The organism is Achromobacter sp. 1L-A-4-B-C2, from assembly GCF_057291955.1.
In genome coordinates, this window is the sequence record NZ_JBXAWP010000005.1 from 426,129 (window position 1) to 441,462 (window position 15,334).

Annotated in this window: 12 protein-coding genes; 6 read left to right on the forward strand and 6 right to left on the reverse strand. The window is 65.8% G+C overall.

Features of this window, described 5'->3' with window-relative positions; translation table 11 throughout:
• Positions 1 to 23 precede the first annotated feature (23 nt).
• The 6 genes from AC0Z35_RS23920 to AC0Z35_RS23945 form a co-directional block, all read right to left on the reverse strand.
• The gene (locus tag AC0Z35_RS23920) at positions 24 to 2,111 is read right to left on the reverse strand and encodes a 3-hydroxyacyl-CoA dehydrogenase NAD-binding domain-containing protein (protein WP_485132825.1); all 2,088 of its coding nucleotides are present in this window, start codon (positions 2,109 to 2,111) and stop codon (positions 24 to 26) included.
• 7 nt (positions 2,112 to 2,118) lie between these two features.
• The gene (locus tag AC0Z35_RS23925; protein ID WP_104145050.1) at positions 2,119 to 2,331 is read right to left on the reverse strand and encodes an acyl-CoA carboxylase biotin carboxyl carrier protein subunit; all 213 of its coding nucleotides are present in this window, start codon (positions 2,329 to 2,331) and stop codon (positions 2,119 to 2,121) included.
• Positions 2,332 to 2,403: 72 nt separating this feature from the next.
• Positions 2,404 to 3,789, reverse strand: a complete 1,386-nt coding sequence (locus AC0Z35_RS23930) for an acetyl-CoA carboxylase biotin carboxylase subunit (protein ID WP_485132824.1) — start codon at positions 3,787 to 3,789, stop codon at positions 2,404 to 2,406.
• Positions 3,786 to 5,333, reverse strand: coding sequence for an acyl-CoA carboxylase subunit beta (locus AC0Z35_RS23935; RefSeq protein WP_485132823.1), 1,548 nt, complete (start codon positions 5,331 to 5,333; stop codon positions 3,786 to 3,788). The genes AC0Z35_RS23930 and AC0Z35_RS23935 overlap by 4 nt, the downstream gene beginning before the upstream one ends.
• A 45-nt stretch (positions 5,334 to 5,378) precedes the next feature.
• Positions 5,379 to 6,359: a Bug family tripartite tricarboxylate transporter substrate binding protein gene (locus tag AC0Z35_RS23940; protein WP_485132822.1), complete on the reverse strand. Its 981-nt coding sequence runs from the start codon at positions 6,357 to 6,359 to the stop codon at positions 5,379 to 5,381.
• A gap of 99 nt (positions 6,360 to 6,458) precedes the next feature.
• Positions 6,459 to 7,427, reverse strand: a complete 969-nt coding sequence (locus AC0Z35_RS23945) for a tripartite tricarboxylate transporter substrate binding protein (protein WP_046805761.1) — start codon at positions 7,425 to 7,427, stop codon at positions 6,459 to 6,461.
• A 171-nt stretch (positions 7,428 to 7,598) separates the two neighbouring features.
• On the opposite strand from AC0Z35_RS23945, the gene AC0Z35_RS23950 reads away from it, so the two are divergent.
• The 6 genes from AC0Z35_RS23950 (at position 7,599) to AC0Z35_RS23975 (ending at position 15,316) form a co-directional block, all read left to right on the forward strand.
• Positions 7,599 to 9,053 carry an aldehyde dehydrogenase gene (locus AC0Z35_RS23950; protein ID WP_485132821.1) on the forward strand — a complete coding sequence of 485 codons (1,455 nt, stop codon included), beginning with the start codon at positions 7,599 to 7,601 and terminating at the stop codon, positions 9,051 to 9,053.
• 69 nt (positions 9,054 to 9,122) lie between these two features.
• Positions 9,123 to 10,019: an NAD(P)-dependent oxidoreductase gene (locus AC0Z35_RS23955; RefSeq protein ID WP_485132820.1), complete on the forward strand. Its 897-nt coding sequence runs from the start codon at positions 9,123 to 9,125 to the stop codon at positions 10,017 to 10,019.
• Positions 10,020 to 10,036: 17 nt separating this feature from the next.
• Positions 10,037 to 10,753, forward strand: coding sequence for an IclR family transcriptional regulator (locus tag AC0Z35_RS23960; RefSeq protein WP_485132819.1), 717 nt, complete (start codon positions 10,037 to 10,039; stop codon positions 10,751 to 10,753).
• A gap of 97 nt (positions 10,754 to 10,850) precedes the next feature.
• Positions 10,851 to 11,678: a hydroxyethylthiazole kinase gene (gene thiM, locus AC0Z35_RS23965; RefSeq protein WP_485132818.1), complete on the forward strand. Its 828-nt coding sequence runs from the start codon at positions 10,851 to 10,853 to the stop codon at positions 11,676 to 11,678.
• A gap of 205 nt (positions 11,679 to 11,883) precedes the next feature.
• A complete protein-coding gene (locus AC0Z35_RS23970) occupies positions 11,884 to 14,010 on the forward strand; it encodes a 5'-nucleotidase C-terminal domain-containing protein (protein ID WP_485132817.1) in 2,127 nt (708 codons plus the stop codon).
• An 88-nt stretch (positions 14,011 to 14,098) separates the two neighbouring features.
• Positions 14,099 to 15,316 carry an MFS transporter gene (locus AC0Z35_RS23975; protein ID WP_046805766.1) on the forward strand — a complete coding sequence of 406 codons (1,218 nt, stop codon included), beginning with the start codon at positions 14,099 to 14,101 and terminating at the stop codon, positions 15,314 to 15,316.
• Positions 15,317 to 15,334 lie beyond the last annotated feature (18 nt).

Consider the following 15,334-nt stretch of genomic DNA (forward strand, 5'->3'; position numbering starts at 1 on the left):
TCACGGCGCGGCGGGCCAACGATTTACAAGTCCGCAAAGCGCTTGCCCTGCGCCACCAGGCGTTCCAATAACGGGGCGGGCTGCCAAAGTTCGCCGTGTCGATCGTGAAAGCGCCGGATCGTGGCCAGCACATTCGGCAAGCCTTGCTGGTCGGCATAAAACAGCGGGCCGCCCCGATGCCCCGGAAAGCCGTAGCCGTTGACGTAGATGACGTCGATATCCGACGCGCGGCGGGCGATGCCCTCTTCCAGGATGCGCGCGCCTTCGTTCACCAGCGCGCACATCGTGCGCTGCACGATTTCCTCGTCGGTGATGTCGCGTCGCACGATGCCGTCCTGGCGCGCGCATGCCTCGATCAACGCCAACACCCGCGCGTCTTCCAACGGCTCACGGCTGCCCGCTGCGTAGCGATAAAAGCCGGCGCCCGTCTTCTGCCCAAAGCGCCCTTGTTCGCACAGGCTGTCGGCCACGCGCGAATAGCGCAGGTGCGCCGGCCGGGTCGATGCGGTGCGCTTGCGAAACGCCCAGCTGATGTCCAGACCCGCCATGTCCGCCATGCGCAGCGGCCCCATGGCCAGCCCAAAACGCTGCAAGGCGCCGTCCACCTGCGACGGCGACGCGCCCTCTTCCAGCAGAAAATGCGCCTCGCGCGTGTAAGGGCTGACCATGCGGTTGCCGACGAATCCGTCGCATACGCCCACCAGCACCGGCAACTTTTCCATGCGGCGCGCCAGCTGGAACACCGAGGCGATGACGTTACCATCCGTCTGGCCACCCTTGACCACTTCCAGCAAGCGCATGACGTGGGCCGGGCTGAAGAAGTGCATGCCTAACACCTGGGCGGGCCGACGCGTAAAGCCGGCGATCTTGTCGATATCCAGACGCGACGTGTTCGAGGCCAGAATCGCCAACGGCTTGCACACCGCGTCCAGCGCGGTGAAGATCTGGCGCTTGACGTCCATGTCCTCGAACGCGGCTTCGATCGCCAGATCGACATCGCGCAGATCGTCCATATCCAGTGACGGGCGGATGCGCGCCTGCCGTTCGTCCACCTGCGCCGCCGTCAGCTTGCCCTTCGCCGCCGTCGCGGCGTAGTTCTTGCGGATGGCCGACCAGCCGCGTTCCAGCGCCTGCGCATCGCGTTCGACCAGCACGACGTCCAGCCCGGCGTTGGCCAGGCTCATCGCGATACCGCCGCCCATCGTGCCCGCGCCGACCACGCCCACGGTCGTGATGCCGGCTGTGGCCGCCCACTCCTTCGGCAATTTGACGGCGGCGCGTTCGGCAAAGAACAGGTGACGCTGCGCCTTGGACTGGCTACCGTTGACGAGGTCCAGAAAGTGCTCGCGTTCAAACGCCAGGCCGTCTTCCAGCGTGCTGTGGGTGGCAGCTTTCACGCAATCGATGCACGCCAGCGGCGCCACGCAGCCACGATAACGGCGGGCGGCCTGTTCGCGGGCACGCTCGTACACGCCCGAATCTTGCGGCGCAGGCACCTGCCGCGCGCCCACGTTGCGCCCGGCCAGTGGCGCGTCGGCCTTCGCCCGCGCATAGGCAGCGGCGCGCTCGGGCAGATTGTCGGCCACGACTGCATCAAGCAGGCCCCAGTCCAGGCCGGTTGCGGTGTCGATGGGGTCGCCCTGCGCAATCATCGTCAGCGCGCGCTCGACGCCGACGAGTCTGGGCAGTCGCTGCGTGCCGCCCGCGCCGGGCAGCACGCCCAGCTTCACCTCGGGCAGACCCAGCGACGCGCCTTGCAGCGCGATCCGGTAATGACAACCCAGCGCCAGCTCCAGCCCACCGCCCAAGGCGGCGCCATGTATTGCCGCAACGACGGGTTTGGATGCGCCTTCGATCAACGCGATCAGGGACCGCAGTGTCGGTTCGCGCGTCGACATAGGGGTATTGAATTCCCGGATCTCGGCCCCGCAACAAAAGAAGCCGCCGTCCCCGATCAAGACCAGTGCGCGAACTTCCGGGTCCTGTAGCGCGTCCTTGATGCTCGCTTGCAATTCGCTGCGCAAGTCCGAGCTCAAGCTATTGACCGGCGGGTTGCGCAACCGCAGCATCGCGACCCGGCCCGCCTCGGTTCGTTCCGTATGGATCAGCATGGCGGCGTTACTCCAGCTCGACCACAACCTGGCCTTCGTCCACCTCGTCGCCTTCGCCCACCAGCACGCGTGCGACGATGCCCGCGCGTTCGGACTCGACAGGGATTTCCATCTTCATAGACTCGACCTTGATGACGCTATCGCCAGCGTCGACACGCTGGCCCGGACGCACACTGACGGCAACCACTCGGCCCACAACCGGGGTTTCTACTTTGAACATTGTTGTCTCCTTGGATACTTCGGTTCAGTCCACGATGCCAAGGCGGTCAACGCCTGGCTGCTGATTAGCTATTCACGCTGCCTGCACCGCGCGCGTCGCGTCCAGAATGCGGGCCACCATGCCGGTGGACACCTGGCCCGCGCCAAAGCCCTCGTCGTCCAGCACGCGCAACATGAAGGGAATGTTGGTCTTGACGCCGTCCACCCGAAACTGCGTCAGCGCCTGCTTTAACAACAGCAACGCCTGGTCGCGCGTGGCGGCATGCGCGATCACCTTGGCCAGCATCGGGTCGTAATGGCTGGACACGCGGCAACCTTCCGCGTAGCCCGTCTCCACGCGCACGCCGGGCAGCACGGGCGGCGCAAAGACTTGCAGCACACCGGGGGACGGCAGAAAACGCACAGGATCTTCCGCGTAGACGCGCGCCTCCAGCGCATGCCCTTGCAAAGGCGGCACCCGCGCCAACACGCTGCCCATCCGTTCGCCCGCCGCCAGCCTCAGTTGAGCGGCCACGATGTCGATGCCCGTAACCGCTTCCGTCACGGCGTGTTCAACTTGCAGGCGGGTGTTGATTTCCAGGAACGAAAAGCCGGACTCGGGCGTGTACAGCATTTCAACGGTGCCAATCACGTCGTAGCCCAACGTCGACAACATGCCTTCCAGCTTTGCCGCCATGTCGGCCACCAAGTCTCGGTCCAGCCCCGGCGCGGGCGCCTCTTCCAATACCTTCTGGTGCCGCCGCTGCGTAGAGCAGTCGCGTTCATACAGGCAGCGCACTTGCCCATGGCGGTCCGCCAGGAACTGGAATTCCACATGGCGCGGGTTGACCAGGAGCTTTTCCAGATACAGGTCCGATCCGCCAAAGCTGCGCTCGGCGATCTGCCGCGCCCGCGCCCATTCGGGTTCCACCTCCTGCGGGCCGTGCAGCGGAATCATGCCGATGCCGCCGCCACCCGAGGCCGGCTTGATCAGCACCGGGTAGCCCAGGTCCTGGGCGGCATGGCGCACAGCGTCAAGGTCGGCGCCCAACACGGCGCTGCTGGCGGCCATCGGCATGCCAAGCGCCCGCATCGCATCGCGCGCCCGCGTCTTGTGCCCCAGCATTCGTATCCAGCGCGGCGACGGGCCGACGAAGATCATGCCGGCCGATTCCACCGCCTGGGCAAAGTCCGCGTTCTCGGACAGGAAGCCATAACCGGGATGCAATGCATCGGCGCCCGTCTCGCGCGCCACGCGTAGCAGCGTGTCGCGGTTCAGATAGCTTTGCGCGGCGGGCGCCGGCCCGATGGGAACGGCCACGTCCGCTTCACGCAGATAAGGAAGATCGCGATCCGCCTCGGAATACACGGCAACCGATTCCAGGCCAAGCGCGCGCAAGGCTCGGATGACCCGTCGGGCGACAGCGCCCCGGTTGGCGACGATGACTCTTTTAATATTGCGCTCCAAGCCCGCCGTCATGGCCGATACCCAAAGGCGCGCGGGCCGGGTTCGCGCAGCGGCGCAACCACTTCCACGAACTCTTCCAGCACCTGCCGCGTGGTGGCCGGGTCGATGATGTCTTCCACGACGAAAGCTTCGGCGCTGCGAAACGGAGAGGTCAGGCCGCGCACGCGCGCTTCAATTTCACGCATCTTGGCCTGGGGGTCGGCGGCGGCTTCGATCTCGGCCTTGTAGGCCACTTCCAGGCCGCCTTCAACCGGCAACGATCCCCATTGGGCAGACGGCCACGCATAGCGGAAATTGAAGCGGCCCGCGCTTTGGTGGCCGCCGCCCGCCACGCCAAAGGCCTTGCGTACAATGATCGAGCACCAGGGCACGGTGGACTGCGCCACCGCCGTCAGCGCGCGTACGCCGTAGCGCATGGCGCCGGCCTTCTCGGCGTTCAGGCCGATCTGAAAGCCGGGCACATCCACCAGGTTCACGACCGGCAAGTGAAACGTTTCGGCCAGGTCGAGCAAGCGGGTGAACTTCTCGGCGGCCGGGCCGTCCCAGCCGCCGCCGTAGTGATAGGGGTCGCTGGCAAACACCGCCACCGGCCAGCCGTCGATGCGCGCCAGCCCCGTGATGACCGCCTTGCCCCAGCGCCTGCCGATCTCCATGAACGAGCCTTCGTCCATCAAGGCCGACACGATGGGTCGCATCTTGTAGACGGCACGCGGGTCGGCGGGGATGGCCTTGCGCAGCCAATCCTGGTCAGCCGACGCGACGGCGGTGCCAGTCGCGCGGGGCGGCAATTCGTGCACCGAACGCGGCAGATAAGACAGGAAGCGCCGCGCCATGGCAAAGGCGTCGGCTTCCGAATCAGCTTCGTCGTCCACCACGCCGTTGCGGGTATGGATGTCGCTGCCGCCCAGTTCATTCTTGTCCAGCGTCTGGCCGATGCGCGCCACGACCGGCGGGCCGGCGATGAACAGCTGCGAGGTCTCGCGCACCATGATGGCGTAATGGCTGGCAGCCACGCGCGCGGCGCCCAGGCCCGCCACCGACCCCAGGGCCAGCGACACCACGGGCACGGTGGCCAGGTTCTGTGCCATCAACGGCCACATGCGCAGCTTGGGCAGCAAGGTGTGGCCCTTGATTTCGATATTGCGCACCGACCCGCCGCCGCCCGTGCCATCCACCAGCCGCAATAGCGGCAGCCTCAGGTCATGCGCCATGCGTTCGGCCTCGACCAGCTTATCGCCCACCGCGCCGTCGTTGGCGCCGCCACGCACCGTGAAGTCGTCGGCCGCCACCACCACCGGCCGGCCGTCGACCTTGGCGCGGCCGATCAGCAAGTTCGACGGCGTCAGATCCGTCAAGCGACCTTCGGCATCGTATTCCCCGCTGCCCGCCAGCGCGCCCACCTCGCGAAACGATCCCACATCGACCATGTGCGCAATGCGTTCGCGCACCGGCAGCTTGCCGCCCTCTCGATGCCGGCGCACCTTGGCCTCGCCCCCCATGCGCTGCGCCAGTTCTTTGCGCAGCGCCAGTTCTTGCAGTTCTTTGTCCCAGGACACGTGTGCTCCTCCCTGCCCGTTGCCGATGCGGCGGTTGCCGCCCGGTCAATCGATCTTGATGTTGGCGCGCTTGATCAGCGCTTCGTTTTGCGTAAGTTCTTCTGCGATCTTCTGGCGGAAAGCCTGCGGCGACTGCGTCAGCGGATTGCCCTGCGCCGCCAGCCGTGCGCGCACCTCGGGGTCCTGGGTTACCGCTGCGATTTCCCGATTAAGCCGGTCCACCACCGTCTGCGGCGTGCCCGCGGGCGCAAAGATGCCGACCCAGAACGAGATGTCGAACCCGGGGTAGCCCAGCTCGGACACGGCGGGCACGTCCGGCAGGTCGTGCCAGCGGTCGGCGGACGACACCGCCAGCGCACGCAACTTGCCCGACTTGATAAGCGGTACGCCGGACAAGGTGTCAAAGCCGAAGTCGACCTCTTTGGACAGCAGCCCGGCTTCCATCGGCGCGGCGCCCCGGTACGGCACGTGCAGCATCTGCACGTTGGACATGGCGGCAAGCTGCGCGCCCGCCAGATGCATCAGGTTGCCGTTGCCGGCCGAGCCATAGCTGACCGTATTGGGATTGCGCTTGGCCAGCGCCACCAGCGATTTGACGTCGGTCACACCCGCCACACGGGGGTTCTCGGCGTTGATGGTCAGGATGAAGGGCACCGACATCACCGTGGTGACCGGGGCAAAATCCTTCAAGGGGTCGTATTGCAGATCCTTGTAGAGCAAGGGATTGACGGTGATCGAACTGGAATTGCTGACCAGGATGGTGTAGCCGTCCGCCTTGGCCTGCGCGACGGCGCGTGCCGCAATCATGCCGTTGGCGCCCGTCTTGTTGTCCACGACGAAGGTCTGCTTCATCCGCGCGGACAGCGCCTCGCCGACGATGCGCGCCACCGTGTCGATAGTGCTGCCGGGGCTGAAGCCCACCACGAACTTCACCGGTGCACTGGGGTAGTCGGCAGCGCTTGCCTCAAGGGGCGCTGCCGTTGACAACACGAACACGCTTGCTGCCAGCCATTTTGAAACTGTCATGATGTGTCTCCTCCGTGGTTGCCTGAACCCGTGCCTTGCGCTGCATCGGCGCGCGACTCCGGGCCGTTGCTGTGCCTGGCTATGTGCCTGGCGTTGTGATTACTGCGCGGCGACGGCGCCGGATGCCTTGACCGCGCGGCCCCACTTGTCCTGCTCGCTGGACATGAACGCGGCGAACGCCTGCGGGGTGCTGTTGACCACTTCGCCGCCCAGGCTCTCGATGCGCGCCTGCATCGCGGGCGTGGCCACGATCTTGGACACGTCCTCGTAGATGCGTTGCGCCTGCGCCGGTGGCAGCGATGCGGGGGCCAGCAGCCCGAACCACGTTGCGGCCTCGAAGCCGGGCATGCCGGCTTCGGCAAAGGTCGGCACATTGCGCAGCGCCTGCACGCGCGTGCCGTTGGCCACGGCCAGCGCGCGCAGCTTGCCGGATTCAATCAAGGGCAGCGCCGACGTAATCGTGGCCAGCATCATCTGCACCTGGCCGCCCGCCAGGTCCGTGAAGGCCGGCGCGTCACCCCGATAAGGCACGTGCGTGATGCTGGACTGCGTGGCGATCTTGAACAGCTCACCGCTAAGGTGCTGCGCGGTGCCGTTGCCCGGAGACGCAAAGTTGACCGAGCCGCTGTTCTGCTTCAGGTAGGCCAAAAATTCCTGCAATGTCTTGGCCGGGATGGCGGGGTTGACCACCAGCACCAGCGGCACCTTGGTGACCAGCGTGATGGGGGCAAAGTCTTTGACCGGGTCGTAGTTCAGCTTGCTGTACAGATGGCCGCTGATCGTGTGGGCAGACGTGGTCATGAACAGCGTGTAGCCATCGCCCGGCGCCCGCGCCACCGAACTGGCGCCGATGGTGGTGCCGGCGCCCGCGCGGTTTTCAACGATGACGGACTGGCCCCACGACTGCGTCAGCTTTTCAGCGACGGCGCGCGCCACCACATCGGTGGCGCCGCCGGCCGGATACGGCACGATCATCGACACGGGTTTTGAAGGGTAGGAATCGGCCTGCGCCGTTCCCGCGAACAACGCCGTGGCACATGCCAGCGCGCACAAGACATTGCGGTGCATCGAGTTGTCTCCTCTTGTCTTTGAATGACGGTTTGTTTATTCTTACCGTTCCTGTAGACAGAACGCTTATTCTATTTTATATTTTTTCGGCCAGCGACTGTCAACGAATAAATGCATACCGGCCGCCATCGGACGCGCCGGAAAATCCCATCAAGAGAGGAACATCACGTCATGTCCGAATCATCGGAAACCCTTAAATCCATGCTGATCGGCGGTGAATGGATCGCCCGGCAAGAGGCGGCATTCGCGTCCACCAACCCGGCCACGGGCGCGCAGAACTACTTGGTCAGCGCAGCGTCGGACGCGCAGGTTGACCAGGCCGTGGATACCGCCTGGAAGGCAGTTCGCCAGGCTGCCTGGCGCGACATGCTGCCGCACCAGCGCGCCGCGATCCTGCGCCGCATCGCCGATGGCATCGAACAGCATTCGGAACTGCTGGCACGCTTGCAGATGATTGAAAACGGCAAGGTCTGGGCGGAATGCAAGACGCAGGTCGCCAGCGCGGCGGCCACCTTCCGCTATTACGCGGGCGTGTGCGAAACGCTGGGCGCGGAAGTCACGCCGGCGCGCGGCAACTACCTGTCCATGACGCACTACGAGCCGTATGGCGTGGTCGTGGCGATCACGCCGTGGAACTCGCCGCTGACGATGGAAGCGCAGAAGGTGGCGCCCGCGCTGGCCGCCGGCAACGCCGTGATCCTCAAGCCGTCGGAGGTGACCTCGTCGCCCGCCCTGGCGCTGGGCCGCATCGCGCAGGAAGCCGGCTTGCCGCCTGGCATCCTCAACGTGGTCACCGGCCTGGGCGCCACCGTGGGCCGTCGCTTGGTGGAGCATCCGGGCGTGCGCATGGTGTCGTTCACCGGAGGCACCGCCAGCGGTCGGGCCATCGCCCATGCCGCCGCTGAAAAGCTAATGCCCGTGGCACTGGAACTGGGTGGCAAGTCCCCGCACATCGTGTTTGACGACGCGGACCAGGACGCGGCGATAGACGGCGTGATCGGCGGCATTTTTGAAGGCAGCGGGCAATCCTGCGTTGCCGGATCGCGGCTGTACGTGCAGCGCGGTATCGCAGAAGCGTTTATCGAAAAACTTGTGGCGCGTGCCGCACGGCTCAATGTCAACCTGCCCGACGCCACCGGCGCCCAGATGGGCCCGATCGCGTCCTTTGGCCATCGCGACAAGATTGAAGGCATGGTGGAATCCGCCAAGCGCGACGGCGCGCAAGTGTTGCTGGGCGCGCAGCGGCCCGACGACGACGCGCTGCAAGCGGGCGCGTTCTACCAGCCCACCATCCTGGGCGGGCTGTCTCGCGATGCCCACGTGGTGCGCGAAGAAATCTTCGGCCCGGTCCTGTGCGCGCTGACCTTCGAGGACGAAGACGATTTGATCGACCAGGCCAACGACAGCGTCTACGGCCTGGCATCCGGCGTATGGACGGCGGACTACCGGCGCGCGTGGCGCGTGGCCAGGCGCCTGGAAGCCGGCAGCGTGTGGATCAACACGTATAAGCAATTGTCGATATCCACGCCGTTCGGCGGCTTCAAGCAAAGCGGCATCGGGCGCGAAAAAGGCGTCAGCGGGCTGCGTCTGTACCAACAATCCAAGGGCATCTACTTCGGCATGTAGGCCGCAGGAGCCTGTACGCATTCTTTCCAGGGCCGCGACGACGGCCCCCCTTCTTCGGAGACTATCCACATGTCTGAATTTCAACGAGCCGGCTTCATCGGCCTGGGCGTCATGGGCGAACCCATCTGCCGCAACCTGGCCACCAAGGGCGGCCTGCCCGTGCTGGGCTGCGACACCGACGCGGCACCCTTGCAGCGTCTGGCCCCACATGGCGTCCAGACCGCGACGGCCCAGCAGATCATGCGCGACTGCGACGTGGTGTTCCTGTCGCTGCCGTCCGGCGAAGTCGTGGCGCAGCTGGCGCGCGCCGCCGATGGTTTGCTGGCCAATACACGCAGCGGCCAGTTGATCGTGGACCTGAGCACGTCGCCCGTTGATGTGACGCGCGAGCTGGCCGGTGAATTTGCCGCCAAGGGCGCAACGTTCATCGACGCCCCGGTTGCCCGCACCCGCGCCGCCGCCGAGGCCGGCACGCTGTCCGTGATGATCGGCGGCGAGACCGCGACGTTTGAGCGGGTCAAGCCGCTGGTGTCCACCTTCGCCAACGAAATCACCTATTGCGGCCCGGTCGGCAGCGGCCAGGTGGTGAAGATCCTGAACAATATGGTGCTGTTCGAAACCGTGGTGGCGTTGTCGGAAGCGCGTGCAATTGCGCGGCGTTCCGGCGTGGATCCGCAGGTATTGCTGGAGACTTTCACGCGCGGTTCGGCGGATAGCTTCGCGTTGCGCAACCACGGCTTAAAGGCTATTCTGCCCGGTGAATTTCCCGAAAAAGCCTTCCCCGTGGACTATGCCCGCAAAGACCTGCGCTACGCGCTGGCGTTGGCGGAACAAACCGGCGTACAAGCGCTGGGCGCCCGCAACGTTGACCACTGGTTCAGCGCCGCGTTGGCCCAGGGCCATGGCAACCGCTATTTCCCGGTCATCAGCCGGGTGATCGATCCGGAGTCGGGAACCCATGCCTAATCATCCCTACCATTCCAATGAGTCGCACCCCTACTCAGGACAATTCCACTGACGGCGTCGCCGCCGTCGAACGCGCCCTGACCATCGTCGGGGCCGTTGCGCAACGCACCGAGCCCATCACGCTTGCCGACCTTTCCCGGGCCACGGGGTTCTACAAAAGCACCTTGTTGCGGCTGATTGCCTCGCTTGAAAAAGTGGCGCTGGTGGTGCGCCGCGCCGACGGCCGCTATTCCCTGGGGCCTTACGCGCATCACCTCGGGCGCGCGTACGAAGCCACCTACCGCCTGACCGAAACCATCCTGCCGCTGCTGCAAGCCCTGGTCGATAAGGGCACCGAAAGCGCGTCGTTCCACGTCTACCACGATGCCAATTCACGCGCCTGCGTGCTGCGCGTGGATTCGCACCATTCCACGCTGGACCGTATTCGTGTCGGCGACCTGCTGCCGCTGGACAAGGGAGCGGCGGGCAGGCTGCTGACCGCGTATCTGGTCGACGGCAAGTCCCCCGCCGAATTCGGCCTGATGCTGACGTCCATGGGCGAACGCGACCCGAACTGCGCGGCGGTGGCCAGCCCGGTATTCGGCCCCGACGGCGACATCTGCGGGGCGATTTCCTTGTCTGGCCCTAAAGAACGTTATTCGCCCGCGGCCGTCAAGAAAATGGCCAAGCTGGTGCAGGAAGCGGCGGCCGACGCCACGCGCGCCCTGGGCGGACGCTGGCCGTCCGCGAAGTAAGGTGACGAACGGTCGCGGCCAGACTCGATTGACAGCGTGCCGGGCAACACCAGAACATACGCCGATCCATCGGAACGCGTAGCAAGGACCTTTAGGCATGGCTGAATCTTCCATCGACCTCGACACCGCCGACTTGGCGCGCGCGTGCCAAGACCGGTACACGGCGCTGCGGCAGGATGCACCGCTGGTGCAGTGCCTGACCAATTTCGTGTCCATGAACATCGCGGCCAATGTGCTGCTGGCAATCGGCGCATCGCCCGCCATGGTGCACGCCACCGAAGAAGCGCCGGAGTTTGCGCGCATGGCCGGGGCGGTGGTCATCAATATCGGCACGCTGTCCGCGCCCTGGTTGGAAAGCATGCTGTTGACGGCGGCGTCGGCGCGGCAGGCCGGCGTGCCGTGGGTGCTGGACCCGGTGGCGCACCACGCCACCGCTTTCCGGCGCGACGCCGTGCGGCAATTGCTGGCCTTGCAACCGACTATCGTGCGCGGCAACGCGTCGGAAATCATTGCGTTGGCGGGCGGCCACAGCGCCGGCAAGGGCGTGGATGCGCGCGACGCCGTGGCGCAGGCAGAACAATCGGCACGCGCCATTGCTGCTGCCCATGGCACCGTGGTGGCCGTGACGGGCGAAACCGATTACGTCACCGATGGCCAGCGTTCAGTGCACATCACGGGCGGCTCGCCGCTGATGCCGCGCGTCACGGCCACGGGCTGCGCGTTGACGGCAGTGGTGGGCGCTTTTGCCGCCGTGTCCAAAGACGACCCGTACATCGCGGCCGTTGCCGCCCTGTCCTGCTTTGCCATCGCAGGCGAACGCGCGGGCGCGCTGGCGGAAGGCCCGGGCTCATTCGCGTGGCGCTTCCTGGATGCGCTGGCGGCGCTGGAACCCGACAGCCTGACAAGAGCATCACCGCTGCGGTAGGACGCCGCTTACCCGGCTTGCACACCCCGGCTTGCATACCCCGGCCTGCACACCCCGGCTTGCATACCCCGCTTGCATACCCCGGCGGGCACACCCCGCTTGCATACCCCGGCTTGCATACCCCGGCTTGCATACCCGGCATCATCCGTGTCACGCCCAGGTCACACACCGTCCTCACACTCGGATTCCTTCATGACACGGAGGAATGACGGTGAAGCCCCACGTACGAAAACTATTCGCGGTATCGGCCAGCGTTGCGCTCTTGGCGGGCCTGACCGCCTGCGGCGGCGATGACGATGATGATGATGACACCGGCGCAGTCACCCCGCCCGTCGCCAGCGTGCCGCAAGGCGCCGCGCTGGACGTGGCGATCCTGGCCACCACCGACCTGCACGCCAATGTGCTGGGCTACGACTACTACAAGCTGGCCGAAGACAAGAGCTATGGCGTGGACCGCAGCGCGACGCTGATCGCCAACGCGCGCAAGCAGCACGCCAACACGCTGTTGTTCGACAACGGCGACACCATCCAGGGCACCGCGCTGTCCGACTACCAGGCGCTGGTGGCGCCGGTGCAGTGCGCGGACATGATCGCCATCTACAAGCAGATGAACCTGCTGGCCTACGACGCGGGCACGATGGGCAATCACGAATTCAACTACGGCCTGCCTTATCTGTCGCAGATCACGAATGTGGACTTCGGCTTGGCCGGCATCGGCAAAGGCACGGACAAGACCAATCCCACCGGCGCCACGAACTGCGCCGCGCCGGCCTTCCCCTTCGTGTCGTCCAACGTGGTGTCGGCCGCCAGCAAGCAACCCATCTTCAAGCCCTGGGTGTTGCTGGACAAGACTTTCAAGGCGACGGACGCGGGTGGCAAGACGATAGATGTGCCGTTCAAGGTGGGCGTGATCGGGTTTGCCCCGCCGCCGATCTTGCAATGGGACAAGGCCAATCTGGAAGGCCACGTGCAGGTCACGGGCTGGAAGGAAACCGCGCAGCGCTACGTGCCCGAGATGAAGGCGGCGGGCGCGGACATCATCGTGGCGCTGGCGCACGGCGGCATCGACATGAAGACAGCGTACGACCCGGCAATGGAGAACGGCGCCGGGTACCTGAGCCAGGTGCCGGGCATCGACGCGCTGATCACGGGCCACCAGCACTTGCTGTTTCCGGACACCAGCGCCACGTCCCCGTTCGTCGGGCAGCCGGGCGTGGACCCGGTGCGTGGCCTGGTCAACGGCGTGCCGGCCGTGCAGGCGGGCCAGTGGGGCAACAACCTGGGCCAGATCACATTGAAGCTGTCGTATGACAAGGGCTGGCGCGTGCAACAGGACGCGACCACGGTGCAGCGCATTTCCACGCGCCTGACCGCGCAAAGCGGCTCGACGCCGGCCACCTACGTGGCGCCGGACACCGCCGTGCAGCAGCTGGTGCAAGGCGAGCATGCCGCCACCATCGACTACGTGAAGACGCCAATCGGCCAAAGCCAGTTCGACATGGCAACCTACTACGCGCTGACGGGCGACGTGTCGGCGCTGCAAATCGTGAACATGGCGCAGATCGATTACCTGAAGGACTATATCGCCAAGAACAATCCGGCTTACGGCGCCCTGCCCATCCTGTCGGCCGCCGCGCCGTTCAAGGGCGGGCGCAACGGGCCGGGCGACTTCACGTTCGTCAAACAAGGCAACGTGGCCATCAACAACGCGGCCGACCTGTACCTGTACCCGAACACCTTGCAGGTGGTGCGCGTCACGGGCGATACGGTCCGCCAGTGGCTGGAGAAGACGGCCGAACAGTTCAAGCAGATCGACCCCGCCCAGGTCGCACCGCAAGACCTGGTCGACACGACCTTCCCCACGTTCAATTTCGATGTGCTCTATGCCCCGGGCAATGCGCTGAAGTACGAAATTGATGTCAGCCAGCCCAAGGGTACGCGTATCTCGAACCTGACCTACCAAGGTGCGCCGCTGGATCTGGCCGCGCAGTTCCTGGTGGTCACCAACAACTACCGCGCCAGCGGTGGCGGTGACTTTCCTGGCCTGGCCGGCGGCAAGGGCGACATCGTGCTGCAAGCCCCGGACGCCAGCCGCGACGTGCTGATCAGCTTTATCAAAAAGAACCCGACGCTGGACCTGGCCACCTACGGCCTGGACCGCAGCTGGCGCTTCAAGCCGCTAAGCGGGCTGGCCGGCCCCGTGGTGTTCTGGTCGGTGCCCGGCACCCTGCCGATGGCGGCGGCGCACGGCGTGACCAATGTCAGCGTGTATGACGCCACCCCGGACGCTACGACGCAGTTGTCGCGCTATGCGGTGGATCTGACCCAGTAGGTCGCGTAGACATGTGGATGACAGCCAGGGGTGCTTACAATACGGCTGTTGCGTTGCAACATTCCTCGAATCACCCCTAGCCATCCCCATGTCTCACCCTGCTTCCTTGCAGCACCGCCCCGCGCTGGTGCTGCTTGCCCTTGCCGTGGGCAGCTTCGCCATCGGAACCACCGAGTTCGCCACGATGAGCCTGCTGCCCTATTTTTCCCAATCCCTAGGAATCGACGCCCCCACCGCCGGCCACGTCATCAGCGCCTATGCGCTGGGCGTGGTGGTTGGCGCGCCGATCCTGGCCGTGCTGGGCGCCAGAATGCCGCGCCGCCGCCTGCTGATTGCGTTGATGGGCTTGTTTGCCGTTGGCAACGGCCTGAGCGCCATTGCGCCGGATTATCACTGGATGCTGTTTTTCCGCTTTCTTAGCGGGCTGCCGCATGGTGCGTACTTTGGCATTGCGTCGCTGGTGGCCAGTTCGCTGGTGCCGGCCAATCGCCGCACCATGGCCGTCGGGCGCGTGTTCCTGGGGCTGACGGTGGCCACCATCGTCGGCGTACCGCTGGCCAACTGGCTGGGTCAGGTGATCGGGTGGCGCTGGAGCTTCGGGCTGGTGTCGCTGCTGGCGGTGCTGACGATGATCAGCGTGGCCATCTACGCGCCGGATACGCCCGCCGACCACAAGGCCAGCCCGCTGCGCGAGCTGAGCGCACTGGGCCGAGGTCAGGTCTGGATCACGCTGGCGATCGGCGCGGTGGGCTTTGGCGGCCTGTTCTCCATCTACACCTACCTGGCCGACACGCTGACCGCCGTGACGCAGGTAGCGCCCACCACCGTGCCCTTTGTGCTCAGCGCGTTCGGCGTGGGGCTGACGGTGGGCAACATGGTGGTGCCGGTGTTTGCCGACCGCGCCGTGATGCGCACGGCCGGGCTGCTGCTGGTGTGGTCGGCCGTGGTGCTGGCGCTATTTCCGTTGATGGCGCACAACGTCTGGCTGATCACGCTGAACGTGTTCCTGGTGGGCGTGGGCGGCGCGCTGGGCACCGTGTTGCAGACGCGCCTGATGGACGTGGCGGGCGACGCCCAGGGCCTGGCCGCCGCGCTGAACCATTCCGCCTTCAATACCGCCAATGCGCTAGGGCCATTCCTGGGCGGCCTGGCCATCGCGGCGGGCTACGGCTGGACGTCGACGGGTTGGGTGGGCAGTTTGCTGGCCATCGGCAGCATGCCCTTGTGGCTGTGGGCGGTGATGCTGGAACGCCGCCATCGCGCCAGGCGGCAGGCCGGGCTTACCGCCAGCGCCGAATCAGCGTAGAGGTTGTGGCGCGCCGCA

Excerpts from the sequence above, each read along its gene's own strand:
- AC0Z35_RS23945 (WP_046805761.1), bottom strand. The coding sequence starts at position 7,427 with ATGCACCGCAATGTCTTGTGCGCGCTGGCATGTGCCACGGCGTTGTTC.
- AC0Z35_RS23970 (WP_485132817.1), top strand. The coding sequence starts at position 11,884 with ATGACGGTGAAGCCCCACGTACGAAAACTATTCGCGGTATCGGCCAGC.
- AC0Z35_RS23950 (WP_485132821.1), top strand. The coding sequence starts at position 7,599 with ATGTCCGAATCATCGGAAACCCTTAAATCCATGCTGATCGGCGGTGAA.
- AC0Z35_RS23975 (WP_046805766.1), top strand. The coding sequence starts at position 14,099 with ATGTCTCACCCTGCTTCCTTGCAGCACCGCCCCGCGCTGGTGCTGCTT.
- AC0Z35_RS23925 (WP_104145050.1), bottom strand. The coding sequence starts at position 2,331 with ATGTTCAAAGTAGAAACCCCGGTTGTGGGCCGAGTGGTTGCCGTCAGT.
- thiM (WP_485132818.1), top strand. The coding sequence starts at position 10,851 with ATGGCTGAATCTTCCATCGACCTCGACACCGCCGACTTGGCGCGCGCG.
- AC0Z35_RS23920 (WP_485132825.1), bottom strand. The coding sequence starts at position 2,111 with ATGCTGATCCATACGGAACGAACCGAGGCGGGCCGGGTCGCGATGCTG.
- AC0Z35_RS23960 (WP_485132819.1), top strand. The coding sequence starts at position 10,037 with ATGAGTCGCACCCCTACTCAGGACAATTCCACTGACGGCGTCGCCGCC.
- AC0Z35_RS23940 (WP_485132822.1), bottom strand. The coding sequence starts at position 6,359 with ATGACAGTTTCAAAATGGCTGGCAGCAAGCGTGTTCGTGTTGTCAACG.
- AC0Z35_RS23930 (WP_485132824.1), bottom strand. The coding sequence starts at position 3,789 with ATGACGGCGGGCTTGGAGCGCAATATTAAAAGAGTCATCGTCGCCAAC.
- AC0Z35_RS23955 (WP_485132820.1), top strand. The coding sequence starts at position 9,123 with ATGTCTGAATTTCAACGAGCCGGCTTCATCGGCCTGGGCGTCATGGGC.